At 70.5% G+C, this 13514-nt stretch carries 15 protein-coding genes; 8 read left to right on the forward strand and 7 right to left on the reverse strand.

Going from position 1 to position 13514, the window contains the following annotated elements:
- On the reverse strand, nt 1-2454 hold the full coding sequence (locus ACLQ2T_RS20965) for a putative bifunctional diguanylate cyclase/phosphodiesterase (protein WP_425768036.1): 2454 nt from the start codon (nt 2452-2454) through the stop codon (nt 1-3).
- A 704-nt stretch (nt 2455-3158) separates the two neighbouring features.
- On the opposite strand from ACLQ2T_RS20965, the gene ACLQ2T_RS20970 reads away from it, so the two are divergent.
- From ACLQ2T_RS20970 to ACLQ2T_RS20990, 5 genes are read left to right on the forward strand one after another with little or no spacing between them, the layout of a single operon-like run.
- The gene (locus ACLQ2T_RS20970) at nt 3159-3524 is read left to right on the forward strand and encodes an AfsR/SARP family transcriptional regulator (RefSeq protein WP_425768037.1); all 366 of its coding nucleotides are present in this window, start codon (nt 3159-3161) and stop codon (nt 3522-3524) included.
- Nucleotides 3525-3541: 17 nt separating this feature from the next.
- Complete coding sequence (gene moaC / locus ACLQ2T_RS20975; protein ID WP_425768038.1) at nt 3542-4033, forward strand: cyclic pyranopterin monophosphate synthase MoaC; 492 nt, start codon at nt 3542-3544, stop codon at nt 4031-4033.
- The gene (locus ACLQ2T_RS20980) at nt 4030-4512 is read left to right on the forward strand and encodes a MogA/MoaB family molybdenum cofactor biosynthesis protein (RefSeq protein WP_425768039.1); all 483 of its coding nucleotides are present in this window, start codon (nt 4030-4032) and stop codon (nt 4510-4512) included. The genes moaC and ACLQ2T_RS20980 overlap by 4 nt, the downstream gene beginning before the upstream one ends.
- 10 nt (nt 4513-4522) lie before the next feature.
- Entirely contained in the window at nt 4523-5782 is a 1260-nt protein-coding gene (locus ACLQ2T_RS20985; protein WP_425768040.1) for a molybdopterin molybdotransferase MoeA, read from the forward strand.
- Nucleotides 5776-6195 carry a molybdenum cofactor biosynthesis protein MoaE gene (locus tag ACLQ2T_RS20990; protein WP_425768041.1) on the forward strand — a complete coding sequence of 140 codons (420 nt, stop codon included), beginning with the start codon at nt 5776-5778 and terminating at the stop codon, nt 6193-6195. Before ACLQ2T_RS20985 ends, ACLQ2T_RS20990 begins: the two co-directional genes overlap by 7 nt.
- A 3-nt stretch (nt 6196-6198) precedes the next feature.
- On the opposite strand, the gene ACLQ2T_RS20995 is transcribed toward ACLQ2T_RS20990, so the two are convergent.
- Nucleotides 6199-7641, reverse strand: coding sequence for a glycosyltransferase 87 family protein (locus tag ACLQ2T_RS20995; protein ID WP_425768042.1), 1443 nt, complete (start codon nt 7639-7641; stop codon nt 6199-6201).
- 204 nt (nt 7642-7845) lie between these two features.
- A complete protein-coding gene (locus tag ACLQ2T_RS21000) occupies nt 7846-8391 on the reverse strand; it encodes a DoxX family protein (protein ID WP_425768043.1) in 546 nt (181 codons plus the stop codon).
- 136 nt (nt 8392-8527) lie between these two features.
- On the opposite strand from ACLQ2T_RS21000, the gene ACLQ2T_RS21005 reads away from it, so the two are divergent.
- A complete protein-coding gene (locus ACLQ2T_RS21005; RefSeq protein ID WP_425768044.1) occupies nt 8528-9073 on the forward strand; it encodes a GNAT family N-acetyltransferase in 546 nt (181 codons plus the stop codon).
- Between the two features lie 67 nt (nt 9074-9140).
- Here ACLQ2T_RS21005 and ACLQ2T_RS21010 read toward each other — a convergent pair whose 3' ends face one another.
- A complete protein-coding gene (locus ACLQ2T_RS21010; protein ID WP_425768045.1) occupies nt 9141-9278 on the reverse strand; it encodes a hypothetical protein in 138 nt (45 codons plus the stop codon).
- 384 nt (nt 9279-9662) lie between these two features.
- Here ACLQ2T_RS21010 and ACLQ2T_RS21015 point away from each other — a divergent pair, with 384 nt between their 5' ends.
- Together ACLQ2T_RS21015 and ACLQ2T_RS21020 are read left to right on the forward strand one after the other, a co-directional pair.
- On the forward strand, nt 9663-10430 hold the full coding sequence (locus ACLQ2T_RS21015) for a DUF5753 domain-containing protein (RefSeq protein ID WP_425768046.1): 768 nt from the start codon (nt 9663-9665) through the stop codon (nt 10428-10430).
- Nucleotides 10421-10621, forward strand: a complete 201-nt coding sequence (locus ACLQ2T_RS21020) for a DUF397 domain-containing protein (RefSeq protein ID WP_425768047.1) — start codon at nt 10421-10423, stop codon at nt 10619-10621. Before ACLQ2T_RS21015 ends, ACLQ2T_RS21020 begins: the two co-directional genes overlap by 10 nt.
- Before the next feature lie 96 nt (nt 10622-10717).
- On the opposite strand, the gene ACLQ2T_RS21025 is transcribed toward ACLQ2T_RS21020, so the two are convergent.
- The 3 genes from ACLQ2T_RS21025 to ACLQ2T_RS21035 form a co-directional block, all read right to left on the reverse strand.
- A complete protein-coding gene (locus ACLQ2T_RS21025; protein ID WP_425768048.1) occupies nt 10718-11248 on the reverse strand; it encodes a pyridoxamine 5'-phosphate oxidase family protein in 531 nt (176 codons plus the stop codon).
- 234 nt (nt 11249-11482) lie between these two features.
- On the reverse strand, nt 11483-12727 hold the full coding sequence (locus tag ACLQ2T_RS21030; protein ID WP_425768049.1) for an AAA family ATPase: 1245 nt from the start codon (nt 12725-12727) through the stop codon (nt 11483-11485).
- Nucleotides 12728-12891: 164 nt separating this feature from the next.
- On the reverse strand, nt 12892-13440 hold the full coding sequence (locus ACLQ2T_RS21035; RefSeq protein WP_425768050.1) for an LppU/SCO3897 family protein: 549 nt from the start codon (nt 13438-13440) through the stop codon (nt 12892-12894).
- Nucleotides 13441-13514 lie beyond the last annotated feature (74 nt).

Here is a 13514-nt window from a genome sequence, read left to right on the forward strand (position 1 = left end):
TCACCCGGGTGAGTGTGTCAGGCCGGCTGGTGGCCGCCCTCTGCCACCCTGACGGCGTCCGGGTGCCAGCCGGACCACCGCACCGGCGTCGTGCAGTGCGGTCGCCAGGTGACCTGGACGGCCCGCGGTGCCGCGTTGCAGGGTCGCGAGCAGGGCCCCGGCGGCCAGTGGACGGGCGAAGAGGTGCCCCTGACCGGCGACACAGCCGAGTTCCCAGAGGGCGCGGCGCTGCGGCTCCCGTTCCACCCCTTCGGCGACCACGGCGAGATTGAGGCTTCGGCCGAGGTCGAGAGTGGAGCGGACGATGGCGGCGGCTTCGGCGGAGGACTCCATCGCCGTGACGAAGCTGCGGTCGATCTTCAGCTCGTGTACCGGGATCCGGGAGAGCAGGGACAGGGAGGAGTAGCCGGTCCCGAAGTCGTCCAGGGCCAGGCGGACGCCGGAGTCGCGTAGCCGGGTGAGCACCTGGTCGACCACGTCGAGCTGGCTGAGGGTTAGGGTCTCGGTGAGTTCCAGCATCAGCCGGTCCGGGGGCAGGTCGTGGGCGCGCAACCGGGCCAGCACGGCCCCGGGGAATCGGGCGTCGAGCAGGCTGCGTGGGGAGACGTTCACCGCCACCGGCACGTCGAAACCGGCGTCCCGCCAGGTGCCGGCGGCGATCAGCGCCTGGTCGAGGATCGCCTCGGCGAACGCGGGGAGCAGGCCGGATCGTTCGACCGTCTCCAGGAACCGCAGTGGGTCGATCATGCCGTGGGCGGGGTGACGCCAGCGGGCCAGTGCCTCGGCGGCGATCACCTCACCGGTGCCGAGGTCGACGATGGGCTGGAAGTTGACGGTGAATTCCTGGTCGGCGACGGCGCGGGGCAGTTCCCCACCCAGGGCCAGTCGACCCAGATCGGCGGTGTCCCGGGCGGGTGCGTAGGTGGCGACCCGTTGCCCGGCCCGTTTGGCCTGGTACATCGCCACATCGGCGCGGCGCAGCAACTCGACCATCCCGCCGGCGGCCGGCGCGACGGCGATGCCGCCGCTGGCCTCGACGCTGATCTGGAGACCTTCGATGTGGAACGGTTCGTGCAGCGCTGCCAGCAGGGTCTCGGCCCGGTGTGCGGCCACCGCAGGGGCGGGCAGGGTGCGCAGCAGTACGGCGAATTCGTCGCCGCCGAGCCGGGCGACCAGGTCACCCGCGCGGGCTGCGGCGCGGAGTCGTTCGGCCACCTGGATCAGCATCTGGTCACCGGCGGCGTGCCCCAGGGTGTCGTTGACCTCCTTGAAGTGATTGAGGTCGATGAGGACCAGGGCGGTGACCCCGTCGGCGTGCCGCTGGTGCAGTTGTTTGTTGCCTTCGTCGAGCAGTTGACGCCGATTGGCCAGCCCGGTCAGCGCGTCGTGGGCGGCGGCGTGGGCGTGGGCCTGCGCCACCCGGGCGAGTTCGGCGTACGCCTGGGCGTTGCGCACTGCGGTGCACAGCGCCGAGGCGAAGGTACGCAGGGTGTAGCGCTCCCGTTCGTTGAGCTGCACGGTGCCCCGGAAACGCAGCCGCAGCTCGCCCACGTCGATGGACCGGTCGTGCCCCTCCAGGGGTGCGGGCACGACCGTGCCCGGCGTGGCGGGAGCCGCGGTGGTGGGGCCGTCGTAGCTGATCCCCTCGCAGTTGCCCCGGACCAGCCGGGCGTCGTCGCGTAGTTCCACCTCCACCTCGTCGGCGGAGAAGAGTTCGGTGGCCCGGGTGACCGCGGTGGTGAGGACCTCGTCCAGTCTGACGACATTGAGGGCGTCCGTGGTCTGGGCGAGGCGCTGCCAGGCCTGCTGCTCGGTGCGGCTGCGGACCCGGGCCAGGTAGAGCAGGTGCAGGCTGAGTACCAGCGGGGGTACGGCGAGGAGCATCCGGATGTCGGTCTTGATCATCAGGACCGTGCCGACGATGACGACCAGGCGGGTGACGGTGGCGGCCAGCCGCAGACCCCAGTCCTCGCGGAACAACTTCCCCAACGAAGTGCCGGTGGCCATCGCGATGACCGGCAGGGTGACGAACTCGTCGAGCAGCACGGCGGCGAGGTAGGCGGCCGTCAACGGGACGATGGTGCCGGTGATGTCGGAGTTCGCCGGCGGCCACTGGAACAGTTGCAGGACCAGGCTGGCGGCGGTGGCGACCATCATGTTCTTGCCGATGCCGAAGAACTGTTTGATCGGCGGTAGCCGGATCAGGGTGGTGGCGATCGCCACGCCGAAACCGGTAGCGAGGATCACCACCGACGGGGGTGCCACCGCCAGGCCGATCACGATCGCCGTCTCGGTCCAGGCGATGTGGTGGTTGGTGGAGCGGATTCGGACCCGGACCTTGAAGATGAAGCCGAGCGCCACCAGGGTGATCAGCGCGGGCCAGAGGAGAGTGGCCGTGAGGGCGCCGTAGTTCGGCAGGTAAGCGACGGACACGGCGCCGGCGGTGGCGGCCATAACGACGACGAGACCGACTAGCGGCCGTAGCCGCCGATCGGTCCCGGTCTGTCGGTCTTGCGGAGTCAACCGTCATCCCCATTCGTTACCGAGGGGCTGCGCTCCGCAAGCGTACTGTGCCTGCTTCTCATCGAGAAGCAGGGATCACGCCCACTCGTGCGACTTCATTTCGACCCCCAGCTCTATTCGGCTTGTGCTGCTGCCGAATCTAGAGCGACTCAGGCCCGGTTGGTACCGAAATATGTCGTATTGCGCAGAATGGGCTAATACGGCAATTCTCTGTCACGTTCCGTTCCCAGGGCCCTGACGGAGGGTCTACTCCGTCATCGGGTCGTTTCGACTTCCAGCCTCTCCGTTGGCGGAATTCCTGGTCGGACAAGTGTCCCCAGGCAGGTTTGCCGGCTACATCATCGCTTCGGTCGGGATCGCCGCAACCGGCAGGCGTCAGTCTGACGGCCGAGCGCGCAGCGTGATCCTAGGGCTGCTCATCGCGGTCGCCCGCCAGCCACTGGCCCGGCAGTGGGCCCGGCGGCCGAATCGACTGCGGGGCGACCGCGAGATCGACATCGCCCCAGCAGCCCGGACGCCCGTGGGCTGGGCCGACGGCACCTCGGGCGGCATCCGGAGCGGACCGCCGAAGAGACCCGAACGGGTGTTGATCAGCCGGCCGGTCTGTCCGGCGATGCCGGTGCTGGTGGCATCAAATGTTCAGCGGTCCGTTACGGGCGCCGTCCTTTATCGCGATCAAGTTCGCCACGACGTACGTGATGTTGTTCGACTCGTGGAAGTCGGTGGAGGGGTCGGTGCAGATTCAAATCCTCGGCGGTCTCGCGGTGCGTCACGATTCGATGGTGCTGCCCCTCGGGACACCGAAACAACGGACCGTCCTGGCAATGCTCGTCTGCAATCCGGGGCGACTGGTATCAGTCGATCAACTTATCGACGAACTGTGGCCCGACGGGCCGCCGCAGTCAGCCATACCCAATGTCCGCGTTGGCGCGGTGGTGAGGTGCGGCCCTCGTGGGAGTCGCGCCGCCCCTTCCACTCATCTGGTGGGTGCCCTGCGGTGACAGATAGGCTCGCCGACGTGACGCAGCCCGCCGAACTCACCCATGTCGACCAGGCCGGTGCCGCCCACATGGTCGATGTCTCCGGCAAGGAGGTCACCGGCCGCTTGGCGATCGCCGCCGGCCGGTTGCGGACCACCCCTGAGGTCATCGAGCTGCTGCGCCGCGACGGGTTGCCCAAGGGTGACGCCCTGGCGGTCGGCCGGCTGGCCGGGATCATGGGCGCGAAACGTACCCCCGATCTGATTCCGCTGTGCCACCCGATCGCGCTGCACGGCGTCACGGTCGACCTGGCCCTGACCACGGACACGGTCGAGATCACCGCCACCGCCCGCACGGCCGACCGGACGGGTGTGGAGATGGAGGCGTTGACTGCGGTGGCGGTCGCCGGGCTGGCCCTGGTCGACATGGTCAAGGCGGTGGATCCGGCGGCCAGCGTGGAGGCGGTCCGGGTGCTGCGCAAGGAGGGCGGCAAGACCGGCCTGTGGCAGCGTCCGCAGGACCGGCCGTGATCCGGGCCCGGGTGGTGGTGGCCTCCAATCGGGCGGCCGCCGGTGTCTATGCCGACACCAGCGGTCCCCTGCTGGTCACGGGCCTGCGCGAGTGGGGCTGCACGGTGGACGCGCCCGTGGTGGTGCCCGACGGCGAGCCGGTCGGCCAGGCGGTGCGTGCGGCCGTGGCGGAGGCCGTCGATGTGGTGCTGACCAGCGGGGGCACCGGAATCACCCCGACCGACCGGACCCCTGAGGTGACCCGCGCCCTGCTGGACTACGAGATTCCCGGCATCGCCGAGGCGATCCGCGCCCACAGCCGGGACAAGGTGCCCACGGCTGCGCTGTCCCGAGGGGTGGCCGGGGTGGCGGGTCGTACGCTCGTGGTCAACCTGCCCGGTTCGACCGGAGGGGCCCGCGACGGCCTGGCCGTGCTGGGGCCGATCCTCAGGCACGCGGTCGAGCAGTTGCGCGGTGGCGACCACCAGCCAACCCGATAGGCTCTCGCAGGTGAGCACGGAAACCAGTTCCGACGCTGACCTGGCCGCCCTCTCACCGCCGCTGGTCTGGGCACAGGCACGGTCTCGGGTGTACGAGGTCGGCCTGGCCGCCGCGCTCCCCGCCCTCGATGTGCCACTGGCCGAGGCCGACGGCCACACCCTCGCCGAGCCGCTGGCTCCCCGTACCGATCTGCCGGCCTTCCCTACCTCCAGCGTGGATGGTTGGGCGGTCCGTGGTCCCGGCCCGTGGCGGATCGTGGGTCGGGTGCTGGCCGGCACGACTCCGGCTCCGTTGACCGAGGACGGGACGACGGTCGAGATCGCGACCGGTGCCATGGTGCCCACCGGGGCCTCGGCGGTGCTGCGGGTGGAGGAGTCGAGGCGTACCCCGGAGGGGTTTGTCGAGGGTGTGCCACGGCCGGCGCCGGAGTGGCGGCTGCCCGGCGAGGAGGCCGCCGCCGGCGAGGAGCTGCTGCCGGCCGGGACCCCGGTCGATCCCTCGGTGATCGGCCTGGCCGCCTCCTGCGGACACGACACCCTGCGGGTACGTGCGCAGCCCCGGGCCGCGTTGCTGGTCTTCGGCGACGAGCTGCTGACCAGTGGCCCGCCCGCCGAGGGCCGGATCCGCGACGCCCTTGGCCCGGCCGTGCCGGCCTGGCTGCGACGGTACGGCTGCCAGGTGCGCACGACCGATGTGGTCGGTCCGGTCGCGGACACCCTGCCCGCCCACGAGGCAGCCCTGCGCCAGGCCCTGGCCGAGGCCGATCTGGTCTGCACCACCGGCGGCACCATGCACGGACCGGTCGACCACCTGCATCCCGCGTTGGCGGCCCTGGGCGCGGACTACGTCGTCAACACCGTCGCGGTGCGGCCCGGCTTTCCGATGTTGCTGGCCCGGGTGGTCGGCGCGGATGGGCGGACCCGGTTCATCGCCGGCCTGCCGGGCAACCCACAGTCCGCCGTCATCGCTCTGGTCTCCCTCGTCGCGCCGCTGCTGGCCGGTCTGGCCGGTCGGCCGATTCCGGTGCTCGCGCACGCCACCCTCGCCGGTCCGGTGCCCGGTCGGGGCGACTACACCCACCTGGCCCTGGTCCGGCTCGACCGGGTGGCCGGGACCGCGCATCCGGTGCGGCATGTCGGGTCGGCGATGCTGCGGGGCCTGTCCGGGGCGGACGGGTTCGCGGTGATCGCCCCCGGCACCTCCGGCGCCGCCGGTGACCGGGTGCCGGTCGTACCGTTGCCGTTGTTCCCGGGGGAGCGGACATGGTGATCCTGATCGGGGCCGTCACCGACCAGCCCTTGGAACTCGCCGCGCACGAGGCCGCGGTGGCCGACCACCGGGCCGGCGCGGTGGTCTCGTTCGCCGGGGTGGTCCGCGACCACGACCACGGGCGGGCCGTGGCCAGCCTGGAGTACGAGGGTCATCCCAGCGCCGAGCAGGTGCTGCGGGAGGTGGCCGCCGAGATCGCCACGGACCCCGAGGTGTACGCGGTGGCCGTGTCGCATCGCATCGGGCCCCTGGCCATCGGCGAGGCGGCCCTGGTGGCGGCGGTCAGCACCGCGCACCGAGCCGCCGCCTTCGCCGCCTGCGCCCGCCTGGTGGACGAGGTGAAGGCCCGGCTGCCGATCTGGAAGCGGCAGGTCTTCACCGACGGCACCGAGGAGTGGGTGAACTGCCCCTGAGGCCTACCGACGGCCGTGCAGCAGGGCGTTGCGGGCCGCCCGGTCGGTCAGGAAGGCCGGCTCGGCCCCCGGCCGCCACGGCAGCGCGGCGACCAGCACGATCAGGGCCAGGATCAGGGAGTTCTCCATCAGGGCACCGAACAGGCCGTCGGCGTAGTGCGAGACCTCCGGCAGCTGGTGCTCGTACGGCCAGATCGGCGAGATCAGGAAGAGCAGGTAGAGCCCGACGGCGGCGCTGCCGTGCCGCATTCCGGTCCAGGTCGGGTACCAGATCGGCGGGCGTAGCGCGGACACCCCGGGTGGGCCGCCGTAGGGTCCGGCCGTGGCGCGGGCGATCAGTCCCCGGCTGGCGTCGTGCCGGCGGATCGCCGCGTCGGCCAGCACGATGATCGCCGGAATCACCCAGACGAGGTGGTGGGTCCAGGAGATCGGGCTGATCACGTTGGCGGTCAGGCCGACCAGGGTGAAGGCGGTCAGTTCGTCACCGTCGGAGTGCGAGTTGGCGGCCCGGGACAGACCGAGCGCCAGCACCAGTACGGAGAACGCCAGCCAGAGCAGCCCGGGGGTTTCGATCGAGTCGTAGAGGCGGGCCAGCAGCCCGGACAGGGACTGGTTGGGCGTCATATCGGCCGCGCCCACCCGCTCGGTCTGCCACAGCACCCGGCCGAAGTAGGCCCGAGACTCGGCCCCGACGATGCCGAAGCTGCCCAGGGTCACCCCGATGGCCGTGGCGATGGCGGTCCAGGCCACCCGCCACTGCCGAGTGATCATCAGGTAGAAGATGAACAGGGCAGGGGTCAGCTTGATCGCGGTGGCCAGGCCGATGCCCACACCGGCCCAGGCGCCGCTGTAGACGAACCGCAGCAGTGGACCGTCCGTGTCGGCCTGATGGGTACCGCGGCGGGAGCGCCAGCGCAGGGCCACCAGGTCCGCCATGATCAGGGCGAACAGCAGCAGGTTGACCTGCCCGTACCCGATGGTCTCCCGGGTCGGCTCGATGGCGACCGCCAGCGGGGTGGCGATGGCCACGGTGTACCACAGGGGCCAGCCCATCCGGTCGACGATCGGGCGCAGCAGCGCGGCCAGCACCACGGCCAGGGCGGCGATACTCACCACCGCGTTCACCAACCCGGCCATGGTCACCGGCAGATGGGCCATCGGCAGCATGGCCAGGCCCGCGAAGGGCGGGTAGGTGAAGCCCAGGGTGGTGTCGGGTGCGACGAACTCGTACAACTCGTGACCGCTCGCCCACCAGACCACCGCGCCGTGGTAGATCTTCATGTCGAAGAAGTTGTACGGACGCCCGAACGCGCCGATGGCGAGCCATGCGGCATAGGCGACGGCGGCCACGATGCCGCTCCGTACGACTGTCCTTCGATCGATCCCACGCGTTACGCGACGGACTGCGGCGAGGCGGTCCAGCCCTCTACCGACATTAGTCGGCATGGCGTGGCCACCCCCGTATAAAGATCGTCCTACCCGTCCAGGTCCGGTACGGAGCCTAGAACGGCGCCTCACGTCAGTGCCTCCCGCGTTATGCGACCGTGTCCGATCCCACACCATGTTTTGATATTTCCACCGCGTTAACGCCTAGCGGGCGGTTCAGGTGATTCGCGGCCTTATTCGAGGGGTGTGGGCCGTAGTCGCAGCTCAGCCGGGGAGTCGGCGGGCGGTCGCGGCGGACACGGCGGCGATGCGGGCCTCCCGACGGGCGGTCCGCACGGCGCGACGCACGGACCGTCGAGAGTGGCCGATCCGGTGCCCGGCTCGCCAGCGCAGTCCCGGCTTGCCCTCGGTGTCGGCGGCGGCGAGCAGCAACCCACCGAAGAGGCCGAGGTTCTTCGCGAAGTGGGACTGGTGGTTGTAGCGCTGTGCGGGATCCTCCTGTCGCCAGAAGGGATGCCCGGCCAGGGTCACCGGGATCAGGGTCCCGGCCAGGACCAGGGCCGCCGGCCGGGTGAACCGCCCGGTGGCGAGCATCAGCCCGGCACCCAGTTGGACGGCACCGGTGGCCCGGACCAGGGTCATAGTGTCGGTGGGGAGGCGGGGGGCGACCCGTTCCAGCAGTGGGGTCACCCGATCGGTGACCGGCTTGGCCACCGGCACCAGTCGCTGCGGGTTGGCGACGCTGCGGGCACCGCTGATCACGAAAATGCCGCTGAGCATGGCGCGGGCGAGAGACCGTACGGGCGTCATGGACCAGTCATACCCCCTGCGACCCGAGGTCAAGCCCCACAACGGCGGATATCGATCGACCGGGTGATGCCCGAATCGGCGCGCCGATTCGAGCGACCGTCTCGGATGGACGGGCCACAGGCGGTAACCTCGCCGCGTGACGACCCTGCGGCTACGACCCGAGGACACGGCCGACACCGGCGCGGTCCGGCGGGTGCTGGCCGCGGCCTTCGCCCGTCCCGACGTGGCCACCCCGCCGGAGGTACGACTCGTCGACGAGTTGCGCGGCAGCGATGCCTGGCTGCCGGAGCTGGCGATGGTGGCCGAGTACGGCGGCGAGATCGCCGGCTACGCCTTGTTCACCCGGGTCACCGTCAGCGCGCCGGGGCAGGTCGCCTCGGCCCTGGCTCTCGGCCCGGTGGCGGTGGCCCCCCACCGTCAGCGGATCGGCCTCGGCGGGGCCGTCGTGCAGGCCGGCCTGGAAGCCGCCACGGAACTCGGGGAACGGCTGGTCGTGGTGCTCGGCGACCCGGGCTACTACCGGCGCTTCGGGTTCAGCCGGGCCGACCGGATGGGCCTGACCAGCCCCTGGTCCGGGCTGGGCGAGCCCTGGCAGGCCCTGGTGCTGCCCCCCTCGACCAGCGACGAACCCGCTCCCCCGCAGGGTGAGGTCGTCTTCCCACCCCCCTGGTCCAAGGTCTGACCGTCGTTTCAAAAAACCCGCCCCGAGACCGTGACGGGGGAGTGCCACGGGCCCGGGGCGGGAGTCTTCACTTCGAGCGGCGGACCGGTACCCAGTCCGTGAACCTCCGGTGCAGGCTCTCCGGTGGCACGCCCGAGGTCAGTTCGGCTAGTTGTTCAGCGGCTTCCTCCCTGAGTGCCACCAGGTAGACCATCAGGGATGGCATGTTGTCCGCGTACTCGGTGAGCAGGCGCAGCTTCGCCGGTTGACACGGCCACGGTGCGCCGCAGGCCCGGCAGCGCCACGCGGGGCGGGCCGGGAGGTGCTCCCCGTACGGGCAACTCCGGTCCGGGGGTCCCGATGGTCGGTCACCGCACATCGCGGCGGGAATGCTGTGCGGACACGGTGGCCCTCCTCGATCGGTGGATCTGGAGGGGCCGCCCCGGAGGTGCTCGCCGGTCGGGGCGGCCCCGACAGCGTGACCAGCGGGTTCGGGTCCTCCACTGGCCGCGCCGTCCTGACTTCCACCTTTCCGGCTCTCGCCTCCCGCATACACCCCGTATCGCAGTGGATACTGAGCGTCCCCGGACGTCCAGGAAGGAACTGTGCAGTGAACCGTGCTGTTGTCGCAGCCATGACCGAGGCGGGCGAGACCGCCGATTCCCTAGCGGCCCAGGTCGGGGTCGACCCGAAGACCGCCGCGCGGTGGGCAAGCCATGGACGCATCCCGCGTCCGCAGACACGCAGGAGGGTCGCGTCGGTGCTCGGCCGCGAGGTGACCGAGCTGTGGCCGGACGTTCTCAAGCGGCGCGAGCCGGCGTGGTTCCGACGGTGGGTGGACATCGAGCGCGAGGCGGTGGCGCTGCGCGCTTTCCAGTTGACCTGGGTGCCGGGCCTGCTCCAGACCGAGGCGTACGCGCGGGCGACACTGGCCGGCGAGAAGCTGACCACGGACGATGTCGGACGATTAGTGGAGGCCCGCCTTCAGCGGCAGGCCCTCCTGCGGCGGGACAACCCACCGATGCTGGTCGTGGTGATGGACGAGTTGGTGCTGCGTCGGTCCGCCTACGGTGACCGGGCCCTGATGCGGGAACAGTGTGAGCACCTGGTGGCCTGCGGCACCCAGCCCACCACCACGATCCACATCGTGCCGGCCTCGGTCGGCATGTACCCCGGCCTGGGCGGACCCTTCACCCTCGCCGAACTGGACGACGGCAGCGTGCTCGGTCATGCCGACAGCCAGGCTGAAGCGAAGATCGTCGATCAAGCCGCAGATGTTGCTACCCTGGGCCGCAGGTGGGAACGCATCCGTGGCGAGGCCCTGTCGCGGACGCAGTCCCTGGAGCTGATCAGGGAAGCGGCAGCATCATGGACATGACCGGCGCCCAGTGGCGTAAGAGCAGCAAGAGCGGCAACAACGGCGGCGACTGTGTCGAGGTGGCCGACAATCTTCCCGGCGTCGTCCTGGTCCGGGACACCAAGGACCGCGACGGCGGGACTCTGGCCTTCGAGTCGGCGGCCTGGCGCTCCTTCGTAGCCCTGACCAAGGCCGGCAGCCCGACCGCCTGACCCCCTCAACCGGAGCCCTCGCCCCGCGTGGTCGAGGGCTTCGCTGTGCCTGACCCCCCGCTTCGTGGCTGGTCCCGGTGCGGCCTGCGCTGCGGATCAGGACTGGGACGCCGCAGTGAGCTTCGCGAAGTCGGGGGCGTAGACGGTCATCCAGTGCGGATGTAGCCGGTAGTAGACCACCTCGTTTTCCCAGTCGAAGAGGTCGTCGTCGTAGAAGTCCTTCAGGTACGCGAGCAGGTCGGGCCAGTCCGCGGCTGGCTCGCCGTCCTGGGGGTTGAGGATCTCCACCTTGCCGTGCGTGAACACGCCCAGGTCCTCACCGCGCATATGGGCGGCGCTGACGGCAGGACGCGCCGCGAGATGGCGCGCCTTGACGGCGTTGCGCGCCGTGCCAAAGTGCCACTTCCCGTGCAGGAAGTGCCCGTCCACACCGCTGATCCGGGGCTCGCCCTTCGCCGTCACGGTGGACAGGGCGAGGGTGCACATGCCGGTGAGGACCTGGGTGAGCTGCTCCGCGGTCAGTGCGCTTTCCGCCTTGATGATCGAGCGGAGGTGCGAGGAGGAGCGGGAGAGGGAGGCGTCAAGGAGGGCCTGAAGCTCTTGGAGATCTGCTGAAGTTTCGCGCATGGAGGTCCTCACCTGTCCCATATGTAACGGTCGTGCCCAGTCCGCGCCATCGACACCGACCGGTGAAGCCATCCTCGCCCCAAACCCTGACACCATGCGTCAGTCTTTCTCCCTCCGTCTTGCGGCCACCCCCGGATGCCCGAGCCCAACACCACCTACCGTGGCAGTGGAGCTGTACGACACGCCGGGTGATGAGCTGCTGGAGTGCCACAGCCCGGGTGGTGACTGCGGGCCTCAGGCCGGTTGGGTGCGCAGGTAGCGGCCGAAGTGGGGGACGGTGAAGGCGACCGTGCCGCGTTCACCGGAGTAGATCAGGCCCTTCTTGATCAAGGCGTCGCGGGCCGGGGAGAGGCTGGCGGGCTTGCGGCCGAGGGCCCGGGCGATCTCGGCGGTCGGTACGGCCGCGTCCATGTCGTCCCGTCCACCCCCCTCAGTCGCCCCCTCGACCAGGGAGAGCGCGGCCATCGCCCGCATGTACTCCCGTTCCGCCGGGGTGGCCCGCTCGAAGCGGGAGCCGAAGAAGCCCACCGCCAACTCCGCCTCGGCCTCCGGGGCGGCCACCCGTACGTCCGCCGCGGTGATCGGGGAGCGGGGCGCGTGATCCCAGGTCGCCTTGCCGTACGCCTGGACGAAGTACGGGTACCCGCCGGACTTGTCATAGAGCAGGTCCAGCGCCTTGGCTTCGTACTCCACGTCCTCGCGCTGGGCCGGGGCGCAGAGTGCCTGGTCGGCGGCGATCCGGTCGAGCCGGTCGATGCGCTGGTAGCGGAACAACCGCTCGGAGTACGACTTGGCCGCGCTCAGCACCGCCGGCAGGTGCGGCAGGCCCGCGCCGACCACGATCAGGGGTGCGCCGAGTTGGGACAGCTCGTGGCAGGCGGCGCAGAGGGCGGAGACCTCCTCCGGCCCGAGATCCTGCATCTCGTCGATGAAGATCGCCACGCCGGTGCCGACGTCACTGGCGACCGAGGCGGCGTCGGTGAGCAGCTCCACCAGATCGATCTCGATGTCACCGGAGTCGGCACGTCCGCTGGCCGCCGGTACGTCGATGCCGGGCTGCCACCGGTCCCGCAGCTTGGGGGCGGTGCCGCCCCGGCCGGTCGTCGGGGCCCCCCGGTGGGCGAAGGCCTTCAGCACCCCCAGGAAGGCGTCGATGCGGTCCGGTGCCCGGTGCCGGGGAGCGAGTTCCCGGACGGCCATGTGCAGGGCGGCGGCGATCGGTCGGCGCAGGGACTGATCCGGCCGGGCCTCGATCTTGCCGCTGCCCCAGAGCCGGTTGATGGCCTGCGACCGGAGGGTGTTGAGCAGGACGGTCTTGCCGACGCCCCGCAGGCCGGTGAGCATCAGGCTGCGTTCCGGTCGGCCGCGCGCGATCCGCTCCAACACGATGTCGAAGACGTCGAGTTCCCGCCCCCGCCCGGCGAGTTCGGGCGGGCGCTGACCGGCGCCCGGAGCGTACGGATTGCGGACCGGATCCACGAATCGCAGAGTATCGAGCCGTCTAGCCGAGGAGCTAGACATCAGTAGACGGGGCTACCGGCGTGTCGACAGTCGACCGGAAACTAGTGCTGTCTAGCGTGGATGCTAGACATCGCTAGATCTAGCGATGGTCGGCGTAGCCACCCGTTTCCTGCTCCTCGGCTTCAGTCGCGCAGCTTGAGGCAGAGCACGAAGTCGAGCGAGTCCAACTCACTGTCGTAGAAGTACCAGTTCGTGTAGCCGTCCACCCGGGCGCACTTCGCCTCGGCGTCCCTCTCACCGCTGGTCGTGCCGTCGACCCGCCGCAGCACCTCATAGGTCGAGGGCGCGCAGTCAGTGATCAACAGTTTCGGCTTGGAGCCGGCCGGAGCCTCGTTGCGTACGCACTGTCCCTGCTCGACGAACCGGGGATCGGTCGACGAGTTGGCGGTCGGGGAGGCGGTCGAGTCGGGGTCGGAGTCATCCGGGGCGGCGGTCGGCGCCGGTGGATCCTGGGTCGGCGCGGACACCACGGTCGGAGAAGACTCGTCATCCTGCCCGAGCAGGTAGTACCCCGTCCCACCGACGACGGCCAACACCAGCACCACGATCAGGGCGGCGATCACCGGTGTACGACCGCGCCGACGCGGTGGCGCGGGCTGACCGGCGTACGCGGCGACCGCCGGGTCGTCCTGGTGGGCCCGGCCACCCGGCTGCGGATATCCGCCAGGCACCGATTCCGACCCGTAACCAGGCCCGGACCCGTAACCAGAGTCGTAACCCGGCCCAGGCCCATAGCCCTGACCAG

The organism is Micromonospora sp. DT229, assembly GCF_049844505.1.
Classification (GTDB): domain Bacteria; phylum Actinomycetota; class Actinomycetes; order Mycobacteriales; family Micromonosporaceae; genus Micromonospora.